Below are 17,951 nucleotides of genomic sequence, written 5' to 3' on the forward strand. Positions count from 1 at the left end.
CGTGATGATGAAGGTCGGGCAGTCGGCCGTGGGCGGGGAGGCGGCGAAGTCGCACACCGCCTCGATCGCCGGCGACGACGCGGTGACGGATGCGGTGCTGCGCGAATTCGGCGTGGTGCGGGCCCGCACCACCGAGGAGGCGCTCGACATCGCCTATGCCGCGACGAAGCGCATCTACCCGGCGCGCAACACGCTCGGCGTCATCACCGTCTCGGGCGGGGCGGGGGTGCTGATCTCGGACGCGGCGGAACAGCTCGGCCTGCCCATGCCGCCCATGCCGGAGCCGGCGCAGGCGCGTCTGCGCGGGCTGCTGAGCTTCAGCGCGCCGCGCAACCCGGTGGACGTGACGGCGCAGGCGCTGAACAACATCGAGCTGGTCGGGCAGTTCGCCGAGGCGACGGCGGCGGAAGGCGGCTACAGCAGCATCCTCAACTTCTTCACCCAGACCGGCGGCAGCCGCACGGTGGGGCCGAAGCTGCGGGCGCAGCTCGTCGACGTGATGCGCCGGCACCCGGACCGGCTCTGGGCGCTCTCGGTGCTGGCCTCGCCGGACATGGTGCGCGAATACCAGTCGGACGGCTTCCTCTGCTACGAGGATCCGAGCCGGGCGGTGGTGGCGCTGCATGCCATGGGCCGCTTCGGCGAGGCCTTCGCGGCGGCGGAGCAGCCGACGGCCGAGGTGGCGCTGCCGCAGGTGACGCTGCCGGCGACCACGCCGAGCGAGGCCGATGCCAAGGCGCTGCTCGCCGCGGCCGGCGTGCCGGCGGTGCCGGAGCGCGCCTGCGCCGATCCGGGCGCGGCGGTCGCGGCGGCCGAGGCCTTCGGCTACCCGGTGGTGCTGAAGATCCTCTCGCCCGACATCCTGCACAAGTCGGAGATCGGCGGCGTGCTGCTGGACGTGGCCGACGCGGCCGCGGTGCGCGACGGCTTCGCCACGCTGCTGGAGCGGGCGAAGCGGCACGCGCCCGAGGCCCGCATCGAGGGCGTGCTGGTGGCGAAGCAGATCAGGGGCGCGGTGGAGTGCATCCTCGGCATCCATCGCGATCCGGTGTTCGGGCCGGTGGCGATGGTGGGGCTGGGCGGCATCTTCGTGGAGGTGCTGCGCGACGTCGCCTTCCGCCGCTGCCCGTTCGACCCGGCGGAGGCGGAGCGGATGATCCGCTCGCTGAAGGGCGCGCCGCTGCTGCTCGGCGTGCGCGGCCGACCGCCGGCCGACGTGCAGGCGCTGGCCGAGGCGCTGTCGCGGCTCTCGGCCTTCGCGGCGGCGGCGGGGCCGCGGCTGCTCTCGGCCGAGGTGAACCCGATGCTGGTGCTGCCGGAAGGGCAGGGGTGCTACGCCGCCGACGCTGTGGTGGAGGTGGCCGGGGGCTGATCCGTCCGGGGCGTCGTGCCGACAGCATCGGCGGCTGACGCGGTCGGGGCTTCGCCCCGGGCCCCACCAAGGAGGGCTCTGCCCTCCTTGGATCCTCCCGCCAAGGGGCGAAGCCCCCTTGGAACCCCCGATCGTGCAGGCGCGGGACCGTCACACCGGCAGCGCGATCTCCTGCAGGTCGTGGCCGACGATCAGCCGGCCGGCATAGTGGCGGCGCACGCCTTCCTCCCACATCGCGTCGGTGACGCCTGGCATGTCGCCCGGCACGAAGTGGCTGAGTACGAGAAGCTTCACGCCGGCCCGGGCGGCGACGCGGCCGACATCCTCGGTGGTGGTGTGGCTGTCGAGCAGGTGCTGGCGCATGGTGGCGGCGTTGGGGTTGCGCCGGGCGAGGTCGTCCACGCCCGAGAGCAGCATCGCCTCGTGCACCAGCACGTCGGCGCCCTTCGCGAATTCGGCCAGGGCGGGATTGTAGGCGGTGTCGCCGGAGAAGACGACCACGCCGTCCGGCGTCTCGAATTTGTAGGCGTAATTGTCGACGATCGGCGGGTGCGGCGTGCGGAAGGCGGTGACGCGGACCCGCTCGTCGCGCATCACCGGGCCGGGGCCCTCGATGTCGTGCGCGGTGAGCAGGTTGCGCGGGTCCGGCCGGCCCTCGTCGGCCATGCGCGTCTCGACGTCGAAGCGGTTCATCGACCAGAAGTCGCGCGTCATTTGCTCGATGCCGCGCGGGCCGTAGGCATCGACCGGCGTGCGCAGCCCGCCGGCCCAGGCGTTGTAGACGAGATTGCCGTATTCGAGGTTGTGGTCGGAATGGTGGTGCGTGATGAAGACGTGGCGCAGCGAGGGCAGCGCCACGCCGGCGCGCACGAGCTGGCGCGAGACGCCGTAGCCGCAATCGATCACGTAGGGCGTGTCGCCCACCAGCAGCAGGTTGGCCGGGTTGGCCTGCTCGATGCCGACGCGCGGCCCGCCCTTGGTGCCGAGCAGCACGAGGCGGGTGCGCGCGGCGGGCGGGCGGGCGGCCGGCGTGGCCTGTTGCGCACTGGCCTGTTGCGCGCTGGCGAGGCGTGGCGCCGCCAGGGCGGCGGCGCCGAGCAGCAGGCCGCGCCGCGTGGCCGCGCGGGGGCGGCTCACAGCAGGAACACGCCCTTGCCGGTGTTCTGCTGGTCGAACAGCCGGTAGGCCTCGTCCGCCTGGTCGAGCGTCCAGTAGTCGGTGAACAGCTCGTCCACGGCGATGCCGCGCTCCAGGCAGAAGCGCGCGCACTCGGCCTGGATATGGGTGGAGAAGGTCCAGGAGCCGATGAGCGTCACCTGCCGGCGCAGCATGTCGGCGCTGACATCGATCTCGACGTTGTTGCCCTCGCCCACGTAGCAGGCCCGGCCCCAGACCTTGAGCGCGCGTAGCGCCGCGACCCGCGCGGCGGGGGAGGAGGAGGTGTCGAGGGTGCAGTCGGCGCCGCCGCCGGTCAGCTCGCGGATCGCGGCGGCCGCGTCGTCCTGCGCCGGGTTCACCACCCAGTCGGCGCCGAAGGCCCGCGCGCGCTCCAGCCGCTCGGGGCTGACGTCGAGCGCGATGACGCGCGCGCCCATCGCCTTGGCGAGCTGGGTGGCGGAGAGCCCGACCGGGCCCTGGCCGAAGATCGCGATGGTGTCGCGCCCCGAGAGGTCCAGTCGGCGCAGCGCGCCGTAGGCCGTGCCGGTGCCGCAGGAGACGGCGGCGCCGGCGGCGAAGCTCATCGCCTCGGGCAGCTCGACCAGCGTGTGGGCGGGAACCTTCAGGTAGCGCGCATGCCCGCCATGGGCGTTGTTGCCGTACACCTTGATCGGCGTGGTTTGGCAGAGCTGCGCCCAGCCGGTGCGGCAATGGCCGCAATTGTCGCAGCCATGGTAGTGGTGGCACATGACGCGGTTGCCCTCGACCGCCTCGGCCGCGAACACGCCGGGGCCGACCGCGACCACCACGCCGCAGGGCTCGTGCCCGCCGATCACCGGCTCGGTCGGCGGCGGCAGGCCGGGCACCGAGGCGGCGCCCTTGGCGCGGCGGTACTGCTTGAGGTCGCTGCCGCACATGCCGGAGGCCTTCATCTCCAGCACCACCTCGCCCGGCCCCGGCGTCGGGTCGGGGAAGTCCATCAGCGCGACCTCGCGGTCGCCCAGGAACACGACGCCCTTCATGGACAGCTCCTCTCCGTCTCCCGCGCCGATCCGGCCGGGGCCGGGGGCACGCCGCGCCTTCTGTGGGTCGCGTCGGGAAAGGGTGCCGCAGGCGGGCGGCGTCGTCCATGCCCGACGGCGGCTTCCGCTGCGCCGTCATTCCGCGCGGGAATTCGCTACGCTGCTCTGGACCTCGGCGCCGCCCGGGGTTAGTTCGACGCAGCGAACCGCAGCGGGAGCCGCCCCATGATCGACAAGGTCGTCCAGTCCATCGCCGAGGCCCTCGAGGGCATCCGGGACGGCTCGACGGTGCTGATCGGCGGCTTCGGCGCGGTCGGCCAGCCGGACGCGCTGATCGAGGGGCTGATCGAGCAGGGGGCGAAGGAGCTGGTCGCTGTCGCCAACAACGCCGGCACCGGCCATGTCGGGCTGGCGCGGCTGATGGAGCTGGGGCGGGTGCGCAAGATCATCTGCTCCTTCCCGCGCTCGGCCGGCTCGGTGGTGTTCGAGGAGCTGTACAAGGCGGGGAAGATCGAGCTGGAGATCGTGCCGCAGGGCACGCTGGCCGAGCGCATGCGCGCCGCCGGCGCCGGCATCCCGGCCTTCTTCACCCCGACCGGCGCCGGCACCCTGCTGGCGCGCGGCAAGGAGGAGCGCGAGATCGGCGGCAAGCTCTGCGTGCTGGAGGAGGCGCTGCACGGCGACGTGGCGCTGGTGGAGGGCTGGGAGGCCGATCGCTGGGGTAACCTGACCTACCGGCGCTCCGGGCGGAACTTCAACCCGGTGATGGCCATGGCCGCCGCGATGACGGTGGCGCAGGTGGACCGGATCGTCGAGCTGGGTGGCATTCCGCCGGAGAATGTCATGACCCCGGCGGTGTATGTTCACCGCGTGGTGCGGGTACCCTCGCCCTACGGCAGCGCGGCGCCGGCCGGCGCGGCCGCCGGGGCCGCGGCCTGAGCCGGCCCGCACGGAAGGAGACGGAACGATGCCCGATCAAGCGGTGGCCGTGCTCAGCCGCAACCAGATGGCCAAGCGGCTGGCCGACGACATCCCCGAAGGCTGGTGCGTGAATCTCGGCATCGGCATCCCGACGCTGGTGGCCGACCACGTGCCCGAGAGCCGCGAGGTGCTGTTCCAGAGCGAGAACGGCATCCTCGGCATGGGCCCGGCGCCCGAGAAGGGGCACGAGGATTTCTGGCTCATCAACGCCGGCAAGCAGCCCGTGACGCTGCGGCCCGGCGGCAGCTACTTCCACCACGCCGACAGCTTCTCGATGATCCGCGGCGGCCATATCGACCTCTGCGTGCTCGGCGCCTTCGAGGTGGCCGAGAACGGCGACATCGCCAACTGGGCGACCAGCGAGAACGACAGCGCCCCGGCCGTGGGCGGCGCCATGGACCTCGCGGCGGGCGCCAAGCGGCTCTGGGTCATCATGGAGCACACCACGAAGGACGGGCGGCCGAAGATCGTGGAGCGCTGCGCCTACCCGCTGACCGCGGCCGGGGTGGTGACGCGGGTCTACACCAACCTCGCCGTGCTCGACGTGGTGCCGGGGAAGGGCTTCGTGGTGCGCGACATGGCGCCGGGCCTGACGCTGGAGGCGCTCCAGGCGCGTACCGGCGCGACGCTGCACGCCGCCGGCTGACCGCCGGGCCCCCGTCCGCTGGCGCCCTGTGCGCCGGCCGTCCGTCCGCCGGTCCGGGCCGATACGCGGTTCCCGTCGGCCCGGGGCCGGTTGCCGGCTTCCGCCGACCCTGGGGCCTGCTGCGTGATTTCCGCCGGCCCTGGGTCGGCATGCGGCTTCCGCCGCGAGCGGCCGGCACGCCCGGTGGGGCCTGCCGGAAGCCGACCAGCGCCACGCGACCGAAGCCGCGCGGCCACGACTGAACGAACAACGGGGAAGGAGCGGCCGATGAGCCAGGCCCTGGCAATGGACGAGTCGGAACGCGCCGACTCCATCCGCCTGATCCGCGAGAGCGCCGCCGCCGTGGCGCCGCGCGGCGGCGACCTGCGGCGCATCCGCGCGCTGCGCTTCGAGGAACCCGGCTTCGACCCCGCCGTGTGGCGGGAGATGGCCGATCTCGGCTGGGTCGGGCTGCGCGTGCCGGAGGAGAAGGGCGGCGCCGGCCTCGGCATGGGCGCCTTCTGCGCGCTCGCCGAGGAGCTGGGCGCCGCGCTGGTGCCGGAGCCGCTGATCCCGGCGGCGCTTGCCGCCGCGCTGCTGGCCGCCGATCCGGCGGGGGAGGCGGCGCTCGGCCAGGTGCTGGGCGGCCGGCTGCTGCTCGCTGGCTGGCAGGAGCGGGCCGACACGCTGGAGGCGCCCGGCAGCCTGGACGCGCCGCGCCTGTTTGTCCCGATGGCAGCCGGCGCCGAGGGCTTCCTGGTGCCGGTGCGCGAGGGCGGGCGGCTCACCCTGCGCCTGCTGCCGCGCGAGGCGGCCGACCTCGCCATCGACCAGACCCAGGATGGCGGCAATTACGGCACGCTGCGCGCGGCGCCCGACTTCACCGGCGGGAAGCTGGTGGCGGCGGACCTCGGCGGCGCGCTGGACGCCGCGCTGGACGAGGCGGCGCTGGCGACCTCGGCCTACCTGCTCGGCGCGATGGAGGCGGCCTTCGCGATGACGCTCGCCTACCTGAAGACGCGGCAGCAATTCGGCAGGCCGATCGGCAGCTTCCAGGCGCTGCAGCACCGCGCCGCCGACCTCAAGGTGCAGCTCTCGCTGACGCGGGCCAGCGTCGAGGGCGCGGCGGCGCAGCTCGATGCCGGGCTGACGGGGGCGGCGCGGCGGGCCGTGGTCTCGCGCGCCAAGGCGCGCGCCGCCGAGGCCTCGATGCTCGTCACGCGGCAGGCGGTGCAGCTGCATGGCGGCATCGGCTACACCGACGAGTACGATGTCGGCCTGTATCTGCGGAAGGCCATGGTGCTGGCCAACCAGTTCGGCTCGGCCAGGCTGCACCGGAAGCGCTTCATGGCGCTTTCCCCCGAGGCGGTGGAGGAGTGACGCCCATGTCCGGCGAGACCCCGCGCATCATCGAGGAGCGGCAGGGCGCCGTCCTCGTCCTGACCATGGACTACCCGGCGCGGCGCAACGCGCTGGCCATCCCACTGCGCCGCGCGCTGCTCGACATCCTGGAGCGGGTCGAGGGCGACCGCTCGGTGCGGGCGCTGGTGCTGACCGGCGCGGGCGGCACCTTCTGCTCGGGCGGCGACATCTCCGGCATGGACGTGCAGGACGTGCTGGGCGGCCGCGAGCGGCTGCGCATGGCGCACCAGATCATCCGGCTGATGGTGGCGGGCGCGAAGCCCTTCGTGGCGGCGGTGGAGGGCTGGTGCGTCGGCGCCGGCCTCTCCATGGCCTGCGCCTGCGACACCATCGTCGCCTCCGAGGAGGCGCGCTTCATGGCCGGCTTCGGCAAGGTGGGGCTGATGGCCGATCTCGGCCTGCCGCACACCCTGCCGCTGCGCATCGGCCAGGGCCGGGCGCGGCAGGTGCTGCTCTACGGCGAGAGCATGGGCGCGGCCGAGGCCGAGCGCGTCGGCCTGGTGGACAAGGTGGTGCTGCCCGGCCAGGCGCTCGCCATCGCCATCGAGCGGGCCGAGCTGCTGGCGGCGCAGCCGCCCGCCGCCATCGCGCTGACCAAGCAGCTCCTGGCGAACGGGCTCGACGCGGCGCTGGAGCAGGAGCGGCAGTACCAGACCTCGCTCTTCCTCACCGCCGACCATGCCGAGGGCAAGGCCGCCTTCCTCGGCAAGCGCGCGCCGCATTTCACGGGGGGCTGACGCCATGAGCGGGAACACGCAAGAGGATCTGAACGCGCTCGACGACGAGGCCTTCCGCCGGACGGTGCGGGCCTGGGTCGAGGCCAACTACCCGCCCGAGCTGCGCAACCCCCCGAAGCGCCTGCACTGGGCGGAGAACAGCCCCTGGTACTTCAGGCTGGCCGAGAAGGGATGGCTGGCGCCGGGCTGGCCGAAGGAGTTCGGCGGCATGGGGCTCAGCCCCGCCAAGCAGATCATCCTGATCGAGGAGTACGAGCGCCACGGCGTGGCGCGCACCAACGACCACGGCATCGTCATGGTCGGGCCGCTGCTGATCCAGTACGGGACGAAGGCGCAGCAGGAGCGCTTCCTGCCGCCGATCCTGCGCGGCGAGCACATCTGGTGCCAGGGCTATTCCGAGCCGAATTCCGGCTCCGACCTCGCCTCCCTGCGCACCGAGGCGGTGCTGGACGGCGACGAGTACGTGGTGAACGGGCAGAAGACCTGGACCACCCTCGCCAACGACGCCAACTGGATCTTCCTCCTCGTCCGCACCGACAAGGCGGCGAAGAAGCAGGAGGGCATCTCCTTCCTCCTCGTGCCGATGGACAGCCCGGGCATCACCGTGCGGCCCATCGTCAACCTCGACATGCACGACGAGTTCTGCGAGGTCTTCTTCGACAATGTCCGCGTGCCGAAGGACAACCTGGTCGGCGAGCCCAACAAGGGCTGGACCATGGCCAAGGCGCTGCTGGGCTTCGAGCGCATCTATCTCGGCTCGCCGCGGCAATCCGCCTACGCGCTGGTGCGGCTGCGGCTGCTGGCCGAGCGTATGGGCGTGTGGGAGGAGCCGGACTTCGCCGACCGCTACGCGAGGCTGCGGCTCGACCTGGAGGACCTGAAGGCGCTGTACGAGACCTTCGTCGCGCAGCTGCGTCGCGGCGAGCGGCTGGGGCCGGACGTCTCGATGCTGAAGGTGATCCAGTCCGAGCTGTTCCAGCGCATCACCGAGGCGATGATGGACATCGCGGGCGAGAATGCCGGGCTGCTGGAGCCGATGGGCGGCAACCGCGACCTGCATCCCTCGGGCCTGTTCATCAATGCCCGGCCCTGCACGATCTATGGCGGGTCGAGCGAGATCCAGCGCAACATCCTGGCCAAGAACGTGCTGGAGCTGCCGGGCTGACGCTGCCGGGCTGACCGCGTGCGTGTTGCCGCCGGGCGGGAATGCCCGGCGGCGCGCGATCGCGGCGGGATCGCCGACCGGCCCGGCGTTGCGCGGGCCGGTCGGCATCCGGCGATCAGACCGGGTAGCGCAGCACCGCCGCCAGCTCGCCGCCGCCCGGCACGTCGCCGCGCCGCGCCGCGATCACCCGCGCGCCGGAGAGCAGGGCTCGCCGGGCGATCTCGTCGGTGACGCTGTAGTTCACGCCGTCGGCCTTGGCATCGAGGGTGACGGCGCCGTTCTCGTCGACCCGGCCCGGCAGCTCGGCGTCCATGTCCACGATCAGCGTCTCCACGGCGCCGAAGGTCGCGGCGCGCGCGGCGCGGCCGAGGTCGCAGGTGGCGCGGTCCTGTGCCGCGCGGGCGGCGTAGGTCTCGCCCAGCGCCTTGATCTCGGCGGCATAGACCTGATCGAGGATGCCGCGTGCCGCGGCCGCCAGCTCGTGGTCGGGCGTGCGGTCGGCCGTGCCCGGGATCGTCGCCTCGGCGAGATGGGGGTAGCTGCACACGCCGTGGAAGATCGTGGCCATCGGCTCCGCCGCCGCGACGATCAGCGGCCGGCCGTGCCCGGCCAGCACCGGGCGCAGCGCCTGGTCGACGGCACGGGCATAGCGGGTGAGCAGCGCGCTCTCGCTGGTGCTCTCGCCACTCTCCATGTCGCCCTTGCGCTCCAGGTGGCTGCGACGGCCGGCCGCGTCGGCGGCGCCGCGCACCAGGCCGGGCACCTTGACCTCGTGCGGCGGCAGGTCGGCCGAGACCTCGACCAGCCGCACGGCGCCCATGCTGATCGCCAGCACGTAGGCGTTGTGCGGGAAGGTGATCGCGCGGAGCAGCGGCTTGATGTGGAAACGGTCCGAGACCTCGACCGCGTTGCCGAGCTTGTTGCCCAGGCGGAAGGTGCGCAGGCTCTTCGGCGTCGCGAAGATGGCGAGGCTGTTGGCCTGCTCCACCCAGAAATCGTCGTCCTCGACGAGCGCCTCGATGCTCTCGCGGATCGGCTCGATGCTCCGCTTGTCGGCATCGGCGTCCGCCATCTCGGCAAGGGCGGTCCTGAGCAGGTTCTTGAGCCCGATGCGATCCGCCTGGGCGTCCTGGGTCAGCGGCGTCGTGCTGAGGTAGATGGATACCGCCGGGCTGCCGCGATAGGCGGCAAGCGCCTCGATCTCGGCGCGGGTCGGCAGGTCGATGTGCAGCAAGGTGGCATCTCCGATTGGGCCCGTGGCTGGGCCGGGGGCGTGCCGGAAGCGTCACGGCGCGACGGCGGTCCGGTCCGAGCCAAGGCTTCGCGAGGCGTCGATGTAGCCTCTGTGAGAACAACTTGCCATGCCCGGGAAGCGGCCGTGATCGGGCCGTGCCGGCGACGGGTGGCCCCGATGGCGGCTGTCCGGCGTCCCGGCGCCGCGGCCAGGAGTGGCCAGGGGCGGCAGGCCGGCTCGGCGCGGGGTTCAGGCCCGCATGGGTGGGGTCGCCGGCATGGCCGCAGCGTCGCCGAGCGGATCGGGGCCGAAGCGGTTCGGCCCCGGCGTGCCGCGCAGGAAGCCGATCATGACGAGGGCGTAGATCGGGCCGACCAGCGGCACGAGCTGGATCAGCACCCACCAGCCGCTGCGGTCGTGGTCATGCCAGCGCTTCACCTGGGCGGCGAGGCCGGGCCAGATGCTCAGCAGCGAGACCAGGATGGTGAAGGGTGCCATCGTGTACAGGCCGAGGCCGATATCGACGAGGCTCGCCAGTATCTCGGCTCCGAAGATCGGCAGCACGTAGGCGAGCCAGAAGGTGCGGCGACCGATCCGCCCCTGGAAGTCCAGCCAGTCGCGCATACCGGATTCCTGTCGTCCCTGTCCCTCGGTTCGCCGCCCGCGCCGTCAGGAGACGGCGGAGGGCGCCACGGCGCCGGCACGGCCGGGCAGGCGCTCCCCGTGCCCGCGCCTACGGCGAACCGCAGTCCGGTCGGGGCTGCGGTTCGCCGTGGCTCGTTGTTCTCGGCGCGGATTCACGCCGTCGGGCGTGTCCGCCCGCCGGCGATCCGCTCTGGAGCGGAACGCAGACCAGTCGGGACCGCGTGCCGCCCCATCCCATTGTTTTCCGAGCGGATTCACGCCTCCGGGCATAGCCCCCCTCCGGCGATCCGCTCTGGAGCCGTTCCAGCCCTGACTGTATCAGGCCGGAACGGCTCCAGCCTTTTGATTTGGCGCATTTCCCGAGCCGCTGAGCGCGTGCGCTCAGCCTGGAAATGCTCTAGCAGGCGCCGGCGGCCCTGTCCCGGCCGTCAGGCGGCGGCCCGGGCCGTTCCCGGCAGCACCGCCCGCAGCGCCGTCACCAGCTCGGCGATCATCGCATCGGTGTGGAGCGGGGTGGCGCAGAGGCGCAGCCGCTCCTCGCCGCGCGCCACGGTCGGGTAGTTGATCGGCGTCGCGTAGATGGCGTGCTCGGCGAGCAGCCGCCGGGCCACGTCGCGGCAGAGCGACGCCTCGCCCACCCAGACCGGGACGATGTGGCTGGTCGAGGGCATGCGCGGCAGGCCGGCGCGGTCCAGCGCCGCCTTCAGCGCGGCGGCGCGCTCGGCGAGCTGCTCGCGGCGGCTCCCGTCGGTCCGCACCGTCCGCACGCTGGCCAGGGCGGCGGCGGTGACGGCGGGCGGCAGCGAGGTGGTGAAGATCAGCCCGCCGGCGACCGAGCGGACGAAGTCGACGATCTCGGCATCGCCCGCGACGTAGCCGCCGACCACGCCGAAGCCCTTGGCCAGCGTGCCCTCGACGATGTCGATGCGGTCCTCCAGCCCCTCGCGCTGGGCGATGCCGCCGCCTTCCGCGCCGTAGAGGCCGACCGCGTGCACCTCGTCGAGGTAGGTCATGGCGCCGTACCGTTCCGCGAGGTCGCAGATCGCGCCGATCGGGGCGATGTCGCCGTCCATGGAATAGACGCTCTCGAAGGCGACGAGCTTCGGCGTCGCCGGGTCGGCGGCGGCGAGCAGCGCCTCGAGATGGGCGAGGTCGTTGTGGCGGAAGATGTGCCGGCGCACGCCGCTGTGGCGCATGCCGTGGATCATGCTGGCGTGGTTCTTGGCGTCGGAGAACACGGTGAAGCCGGGCAGGGCGTTCAGCACCGCGGGCAGGGTCGCCTGGTTGGAGACGAAGCCCGAGGTGAACAGCAGCGCCGCCTCCTTGTGGTGCAGCGCCGCCAGCTCCGCCTCCAGCGCCACGTGCAGGTGCGAGGTGCCCGAGATGTTGCGCGTGCCGCCGGCGCCGGCGCCGTGGGTGCGCACCGCCGCCTCGGCTGCCGCCAGCACGGCCGGGTGCTGGCCCATGCCGAGATAGTCGTTGCTGGACCAGACCGTGACGGTCCGGATGCCTTCCGGGGTGTGGTGGCGGTAGAGCGGGAACTGGCCGGCGAGCTTCTCCAGCGCCACGAATTCGCGGTAGCGGCCTTCCTGACGCATCCCGTCCAGCGTGGCCCGGCAGTGCTGCCGGAAGGCGTCGCGTGTGTTCATGGCCGTCGATCTGGTCCGTCGCCGGCGGCAGACGAGCTGCGCCGGTGCAAGGCTGGGTTGCGCCGCATCCCGTTGCGGGCCCCGCGAGAGGGCCCGAGGCAAGTCCGTCACATACAGCCAGGGCGGCCGCACGGCCAGCACCCAAGGCGACATGGCAGGAAACCGGGGGGCAGGAAACCAGGGGGCAGGAAACCGGGGGACAGGAAACCGGGAGACAGGAAACGGTGGGAGGGGCGGCGGGGGCCGGCCGCCACCCGCCCGGGGGGGGGGGGCGGGCGGACGCGGCGACCGGCGGCACGGGGGCAGGACCGGCCGTGCCGGATGTCCATGCCCGAGGGCCGGCGGCGGGGCAGGTCCGCCCGCGCGGCGAGCAGGCTTGCCGCGCCGCTCCCGGCATGCTCGCATCGCGGCACAAGTGGCGGCCCCACGCCACGGCCGGGAGAAAGCCGTCCGATGCCGAATTCGCAACCGACGAGGCGCGCGGCCATGCTCGGCAGCGTGGCCCTCGGCCTCTCGCTGCCCGCGCTGCGCCGGGCACGGGCCGACTGGCCGGACCGGCCGATCACCATGATCATCGCCTACGCCGCCGGCGGCGGCACCGACATCGTCGGGCGCGCCGTCGCGCGGGCGATGGAGAAGCGGCTCGGCCAGTCCATCGTGGTGCTGAACCGCCCCGGCGCCGGCGCCGAGATCGGCTTCGCCGAGCTGGCCCGGGCGCGGCCGGACGGCTACACGATCGGCTTCATCAACACGCCCGCGGTCGTCACCGTGCCGCTGGAGCGGCAGGCCCGCTTCGCGCTGGCCGACTTCGCCCCCATCGCCAACCTGGTGGACGATCCGGGCGGCTTCTTCGTGGTGCCGGACAGCCCGTACCGGACGCTCGCCGACCTCGTCGCGGCGGCCAAGGCGCAGCCGGGCGCGCTCACCTACGGCACGACGGGCGTCGGCTCGGACGACCACCTCGCCTCGCTGGCCCTGCAGCGTCAGGCCGGGATCGAGCTGACCCACGTGCCCTTCGCCGGCTCCTCGCAGGTGCGCAACGCCCTGGTCGGCCGGCAGATCACGATCGGCTCGATGAACATGGGCGAGGGGACCTTCGACGCGCGCCAGGGGCTGGTGCGCGCCCTCGGGCAGATGGGCGAGCGGCGCTGGCAGGAGGCGCCGGACGTGCCGACCTTCCGCGAGCAGGGCTTCGACGTGGTGGAGGGCTCGATGCGCGGCCTCGCCGCGCCGGCCGGCACGCCGGCCCCGGTGCTGGAGCGGCTGGCGGCGGCGGCACGGCAGTCGCTGGACGATCCGGACTTCCAGCGCGTCGTGGCCCAGCAATTGCTGCCGATGCGCTTCCTGGGGCCGGAGGAATTCCGCCGCGAGCTGGTGGCGCTGCGCGACCACTACACGGCGCTGTGGCACCAGCATCCCTGGCGTGAATAGAGCCTGGCGCGAATAGGGACGGCCGCGAATAGGGACGGGCACGAGGATCGACGGGCATGGACGGATCGGGCGTGGTCGAGAAATTCGGCATCGGCCAGCCGGTGCGCCGCAAGGAGGATGTGCGGCTGCTGACCGGCCGCGGCACCTACACCGACGACATCGACCGGCCCGGCCAGGCGCACGCCGCCATCCTGCGCTCGCCGCACGCCCATGCGCGCATCGTCTCGCTCGACGCGTCGGCGGCGCGCGCGGCGCCGGGCGTGCTCGCGGTGCTGACCGCGGCCGAGGTCGAGGCGGACGGACTCGGCTACCTGCCGGTGCTGGTGGAGGTGCCCGGGATCGACGGCCCGGTCTGGTGCCCGCCGCGCCCGATCCTGCAGGGCGAGCGCGTGCGCTTCGTCGGCGACCACGTGGCGCTGGTGGTGGCCGAGACGCGCGCCCAGGCGGTCGAGGCGGCGGAGCTGATCGCGGTCGAGTACGAGGAGCTGCCCGCCGTCACCGACACGGCCGCGGCGGCCGAGCCGGATTCGCCGGTGATCTGGCCGGAGCGCGGCAGCAACCTCTGCGTCCACTGGGACAGCGGGAGGTTCGAGGAGACCGAGGCCGCCTTCCGCGACGCGACGCACACGGTCTCCGTTTCGCTCGTCAACAACCGCCTCGTCGGCAACCCGATGGAGCCGCGGGTCGCGATCGGCGAGTGGGACGCGGAGTCGGCGCGCTACGTGCTGCACTCGCCGACCCAGGGCGTGCTGCGCGTGCGCGACGGCCTCGCGAAATACGTGCTGAAGGTGCCGAACGAGCGGCTGCGGGTGATCTCGCCCGATGTCGGCGGCGGCTTCGGGCTGCGCGGCAAGCTGTTCGCGGAGAGCGCGCTGGTGCTCTGGGCGGCGAAGCGGCTCGGCCGGCCGGTGAAGTGGCGCGCCGACCGCACCGAGACCTTCCTGTGCGATCCGCACGGGCGCGACCACGTGACCCACGCCGACATGGCCTTCGACGCGGAGGGCCGCGCGCTGGCCATGCGGGTGCGCACCGTCGCCGCCATGGGCGCCTATCTCTGCGACTTCGGGCCGCGCGTGCCGACCGTCGCGGGCGGGCGCATCATCGGCACGGTGTACGACATCCAGGCGGTGAACGTGCGCGTGCGCTGCGTCTTCACCAACACCTCGCCCACCGACGCCTATCGCGGCGCCGGGCGGCCCGAGACGGCCTACGTGATCGAGCGCCTGCTCGACCTCGGCGCGGCGCGGCTCGGCCTCGGGCGCGACGAGATCCGGCGGCGCAACTACATCGCGCCGGCGCGCATCCCCTACCGCAACGCGGTCAACAACGTGATCGATTCCGGCCTGTTCGCCGAGACGCAGGACCGCGCCCTGGCGCTGGCCGACTGGGCCGGCTTCCCGGCGCGGCGCGAGGAAGCGTCGCGGCAGGGGAAGCTGCGCGGCATCGGCCTCGGCTACTTCATCGAGGCCTCGGGCGGGCAGCCCACCGAGTGGTCGCGCATCCGGGTGGCGCCGGATGGCGGCGTCGCCGTCACCGTCGGCACCTTCTCGCACGGGCAGGGGCACGAGACGGCCTTCGCGCAGATCATCCACGATCGGCTCGGCATCCCCTTCGAGCGGATCCGGCTGGTGCAGGGCGATTCCGACGTGGTGGAGCAGGGCAACGGCACCGGCGGCTCGCGCTCCTCGCAGATGGGCGGCGTCGCCATCAGCCGCACCGCGGCGCTGGTGATCGACAAGGCGCGGCGCATCGCGGCGCACCTGCTGGAGGCCGACGCGGCGGACGTCGAGTTCGAGGCCGGCCGCTTCCGCGTCGCCGGCACCGATCTCTCGCTCGGCTGGGCCGAGGTGGCGCGCGCCGCCGCCGATCCGGCCCGCCTGCCCGCGGGCGAGTCGCCGGGTCTCGACGAGCAGCTTCTCTACAAGCGCGACACGGAGTGCAACTTCCCCAACGGCTGCCACGTCGCCGAGGTCGAGATCGACCCGGAGACGGGACAGGTCGCGCTGGTGCGCTACAGCGCCGTGGACGATGTCGGCGTGGTGATCAACCCGATGCTGGTGCACGGCCAGTCGCATGGCGGCATCGTCAGCGGCATCGGCCAGGCGCTGCTGGAGCATGCGCGCTACGACACGGAGAGCGGCCAGTTCCTCACCGCCACCTTCCAGGACTACTGCATGCCGCGCGCGGCCGACGTGCCGGAACTCGAACTCGGCTTCCACGTCGTGCCGTGCCCGTCCAACGACCTCGGCGTGAAGGGCGCGGGCGAGGGGGGCGCGTGCGGCGCGCCGCCGGCCATCGTCAGCGCGGTGGCGGATGCGCTGCGCGACCACGGCGTGGCGCATCTCGACATGCCGGTGACGGCCGAGAAGGTGTGGCGGGCCATGCACGGGGGGTGACGGGCGGGGAGGGCTCCGCCCTCCCCGGACCCCTCCGGCCAGGGAAGGCGCTGCCTTCCCTGGAACCCATCCGCCAGGAGGGCGAGGCCCTCCTGGACCTCTGTTCGTTCGGGCCCTGGGCGTTGCAACCGCCGGGCCCGGAAACAAACGGGGTTTCCAAAGGGGCTTCGCCCTTTGGCGGGAGGATACCAAAGGAGGGCGGAGCCCTCCTTTGAACGGGCGCGCGAGCCCCCGTCAGCTCGCCCGCTGCGCGTTCCAGAACATCGGCATGCCCTTCAGCACGCGCGTCAGGTTCCGCTTGTAGGACCAGCTCTGGAAGTACTGCCCGAGCGGCAGGTACGGCACCTCCTGGAAGGCCTGCGCCTGGATCTCGGCGGCGATCTTCTTCTGGTCCGCCTCCGCCGTGGCGTCGAGCCACTGGCCCCGCAGTTCCTCGATGCGCGGCATGGTGGGCCAGCCGAACCAGGCGTTCTGCCCGTTGCCGCGCAGGCCGAGATGCGTGCCGGGGTTGAGGAAGTCGAGCCCGGTGAAGTTGGTGAAGAACACCGACCAGCCGCCCTGCTCGGGCGAGGCCTTGTTGGCGCGCCGCTGCACCACGCTGCCCCAGTCCGTGGTGACGAAATCCACGTTCATGCCGGCGCGCTTGAAGTAGTCGGCGCCGACCTGGGCGAGCTGGTACAGCGCGGGCTGGTCGGTCGAGCCCAGCATCACGATCTTCTCGCCCTTGTAGCCGGCGGCGGTGAGGTCGCGCTTGACCTTCTCGATGTCGCGCGGCGAGGTCAGCGCGTCCAGCCCGGCATCGCTCGCCATCGGCGTCTCGGGCGGGAAGTAGCCTACCTTGTCGCGCCACTGCGAGCGGTCGTCGCCCATCACCGCCGTCATGTAGTCCGCCTGCACCAGCGCGCCGAGCAGGGCGCGGCGCACCGCCGGCTTGTCGAAGGGCGGGTGCAGGTGGTTGAAGCGGGCGAGCGAGAGGAAGCCGGTCGGGTCCGACACCTCGAAGACGAGGTTGCGGTTGCGCTGCAGGGTCGGGGCGAAGTCGTTGGTCGGCTGCTCCCACCAGTCCACCTCGCCGTTCTGCAAGGCGGCGGCGGCGGTGGCCTGGTCTGGGATGACCTGCCACTCGACGCGGTCGAAATTCACCTTCTTCGGGCCGCTGGTCCAGGCCACCGGGCCGTCGGCGCGCGGCACGTAGTCGGCGTTGCGCTCGTAGACGAGTCGCGAGCCGGGCACGCGCTCGCCCGCCACCCACTTGAACGGGCCGGAGCCGATCATCTCCGTCACCTGCCGCGACGGGTCGCCCTGCGCGAGGCGCTCGGGCATCACCACCAGGATCGGCGTGCCGGGCTTGCCCAATGCGTAGAACAGCATCGGGAAGGGCTTCTTCAGGCGGAACAGGATGCTGCGGTCGTCCGGCGCCGAGAGCTCGTCGGTCGCCGCCATCAGCGCCTGGCCCATCGCGTCGCGCTGCGCCCAGCGCTTGATCGAGGCCACGGCGTCGCGCGCGCGCACCGGGTGGCCGTCGTGGAATTTCAGCCCCTCGCGCAGCCTGATCGTGACGCGCTTGCCGTCATCCTCGACCGTGTGGCCCTCGGCCATCTGCGGCTGCGGCTTGAAGTCCGCGTCCACGCCGTAGAGCTGGTCCCAGATCATCAGCGCGTGGTGCCGCGTCACGTAGGCCGTGGTGACCACCGGGTCCATCACGGTCAGGTCGCTCTGCGGGATGAACTTCAGGACGCGGCTGCCCGGCGCCTGGGCCAGGGCCGGGCGCGCCAGGCTGCCCGCCAGACCCGAAAGCCCGATCCCGCCCGCCGCCGACTTCAGGAAGTCGCGTCTCTGCATCGAATACCCCCTCCGGCAACCTGGTCCGTTGCGGGCGGCAAGGTGGCAGCCGGCCGGAGGGCCGGCAAGCACCGTATGGTGGCGATCGGCAGGACGGGATCCGCGGCAAGGGGCGCGGCGGCTTGCGCGCCCGCCGCATCCCCTGCTTTGCTGCGGCGCCGCGGGCCCGCATCGACCGCGGTGCCCCGCCATGGCGGCCGCCCGTCATCCGCTCCCGGGTCGCGACGCGCCATGCCCGCGGTGAAGGCCGGCCCGTGCCACGGCGTCCGGAG

14 protein-coding genes are annotated in these 17,951 nt (G+C 72.9%); 8 read left to right on the forward strand and 6 right to left on the reverse strand.

What is annotated here, in order from left to right:
- The coding region (locus M0638_RS04305) for an acetate--CoA ligase family protein (RefSeq protein ID WP_248665728.1) at positions 1 to 1,372 on the forward strand (1,372 nt) is incomplete at its 5' end.
- 150 nt (positions 1,373 to 1,522) lie between these two features.
- Here M0638_RS04305 and M0638_RS04310 read toward each other — a convergent pair.
- Both M0638_RS04310 and M0638_RS04315 read right to left on the reverse strand, forming a co-directional pair.
- Positions 1,523 to 2,509, reverse strand: a complete 987-nt coding sequence (locus M0638_RS04310; protein WP_248665729.1) for an MBL fold metallo-hydrolase — start codon at positions 2,507 to 2,509, stop codon at positions 1,523 to 1,525.
- Complete coding sequence (locus tag M0638_RS04315) at positions 2,506 to 3,552, reverse strand: zinc-dependent alcohol dehydrogenase family protein (protein ID WP_248665730.1); 1,047 nt, start codon at positions 3,550 to 3,552, stop codon at positions 2,506 to 2,508. Before M0638_RS04315 ends, M0638_RS04310 begins: the two co-directional genes overlap by 4 nt.
- Before the next feature lie 225 nt (positions 3,553 to 3,777).
- On the opposite strand from M0638_RS04315, the gene M0638_RS04320 reads away from it, so the two are divergent.
- The 5 genes from M0638_RS04320 to M0638_RS04340 all read left to right on the forward strand — a co-directional run bounded on the left by M0638_RS04320 (position 3,778) and on the right by M0638_RS04340 (position 8,482).
- Positions 3,778 to 4,491, forward strand: coding sequence for a 3-oxoacid CoA-transferase subunit A (locus tag M0638_RS04320; protein WP_248665731.1), 714 nt, complete (start codon positions 3,778 to 3,780; stop codon positions 4,489 to 4,491).
- Positions 4,492 to 4,519: 28 nt separating this feature from the next.
- On the forward strand, positions 4,520 to 5,179 hold the full coding sequence (locus tag M0638_RS04325) for a 3-oxoacid CoA-transferase subunit B (protein ID WP_248665732.1): 660 nt from the start codon (positions 4,520 to 4,522) through the stop codon (positions 5,177 to 5,179).
- Positions 5,180 to 5,446: 267 nt separating this feature from the next.
- Positions 5,447 to 6,538, forward strand: coding sequence for an acyl-CoA dehydrogenase family protein (locus tag M0638_RS04330; RefSeq protein WP_248665733.1), 1,092 nt, complete (start codon positions 5,447 to 5,449; stop codon positions 6,536 to 6,538).
- Positions 6,539 to 6,543: 5 nt separating this feature from the next.
- Entirely contained in the window at positions 6,544 to 7,317 is a 774-nt protein-coding gene (locus M0638_RS04335) for an enoyl-CoA hydratase/isomerase family protein (protein WP_248665734.1), read from the forward strand.
- 4 nt (positions 7,318 to 7,321) lie between these two features.
- Positions 7,322 to 8,482 carry an acyl-CoA dehydrogenase family protein gene (locus M0638_RS04340; RefSeq protein ID WP_248665735.1) on the forward strand — a complete coding sequence of 387 codons (1,161 nt, stop codon included), beginning with the start codon at positions 7,322 to 7,324 and terminating at the stop codon, positions 8,480 to 8,482.
- 115 nt (positions 8,483 to 8,597) lie between these two features.
- Here the strand turns inward: M0638_RS04340 and M0638_RS04345 are convergent, their stop codons facing one another.
- The 3 genes from M0638_RS04345 to hemA form a co-directional block, all read right to left on the reverse strand.
- Complete coding sequence (locus M0638_RS04345) at positions 8,598 to 9,716, reverse strand: baeRF11 domain-containing protein (protein ID WP_248665736.1); 1,119 nt, start codon at positions 9,714 to 9,716, stop codon at positions 8,598 to 8,600.
- A gap of 249 nt (positions 9,717 to 9,965) precedes the next feature.
- Positions 9,966 to 10,340 carry a DUF805 domain-containing protein gene (locus M0638_RS04350; RefSeq protein WP_248665737.1) on the reverse strand — a complete coding sequence of 125 codons (375 nt, stop codon included), beginning with the start codon at positions 10,338 to 10,340 and terminating at the stop codon, positions 9,966 to 9,968.
- Between the two features lie 449 nt (positions 10,341 to 10,789).
- Positions 10,790 to 12,010 (reverse strand): 5-aminolevulinate synthase, encoded by a 1,221-nt coding sequence (hemA, locus tag M0638_RS04355; protein WP_248665738.1) that lies wholly within the window; start codon positions 12,008 to 12,010, stop codon positions 10,790 to 10,792.
- Between the two features lie 453 nt (positions 12,011 to 12,463).
- On the opposite strand from hemA, the gene M0638_RS04360 reads away from it, so the two are divergent.
- Positions 12,464 to 13,441, forward strand: a complete 978-nt coding sequence (locus tag M0638_RS04360) for a Bug family tripartite tricarboxylate transporter substrate binding protein (RefSeq protein WP_248665739.1) — start codon at positions 12,464 to 12,466, stop codon at positions 13,439 to 13,441.
- Positions 13,442 to 13,497: 56 nt separating this feature from the next.
- Entirely contained in the window at positions 13,498 to 15,837 is a 2,340-nt protein-coding gene (locus M0638_RS04365) for a xanthine dehydrogenase family protein molybdopterin-binding subunit (protein WP_248665740.1), read from the forward strand.
- Positions 15,838 to 16,071: 234 nt separating this feature from the next.
- Here the strand turns inward: M0638_RS04365 and M0638_RS04370 are convergent, their stop codons facing one another.
- Positions 16,072 to 17,679, reverse strand: coding sequence for an ABC transporter substrate-binding protein (locus tag M0638_RS04370; RefSeq protein ID WP_248665741.1), 1,608 nt, complete (start codon positions 17,677 to 17,679; stop codon positions 16,072 to 16,074).
- Positions 17,680 to 17,951 lie beyond the last annotated feature (272 nt).

Origin of the sequence: Roseomonas acroporae (assembly GCF_023223525.1) — a bacterium.
Classification (GTDB): Bacteria; Pseudomonadota; Alphaproteobacteria; order Acetobacterales; family Acetobacteraceae; genus Roseomonas_E; species Roseomonas_E acroporae.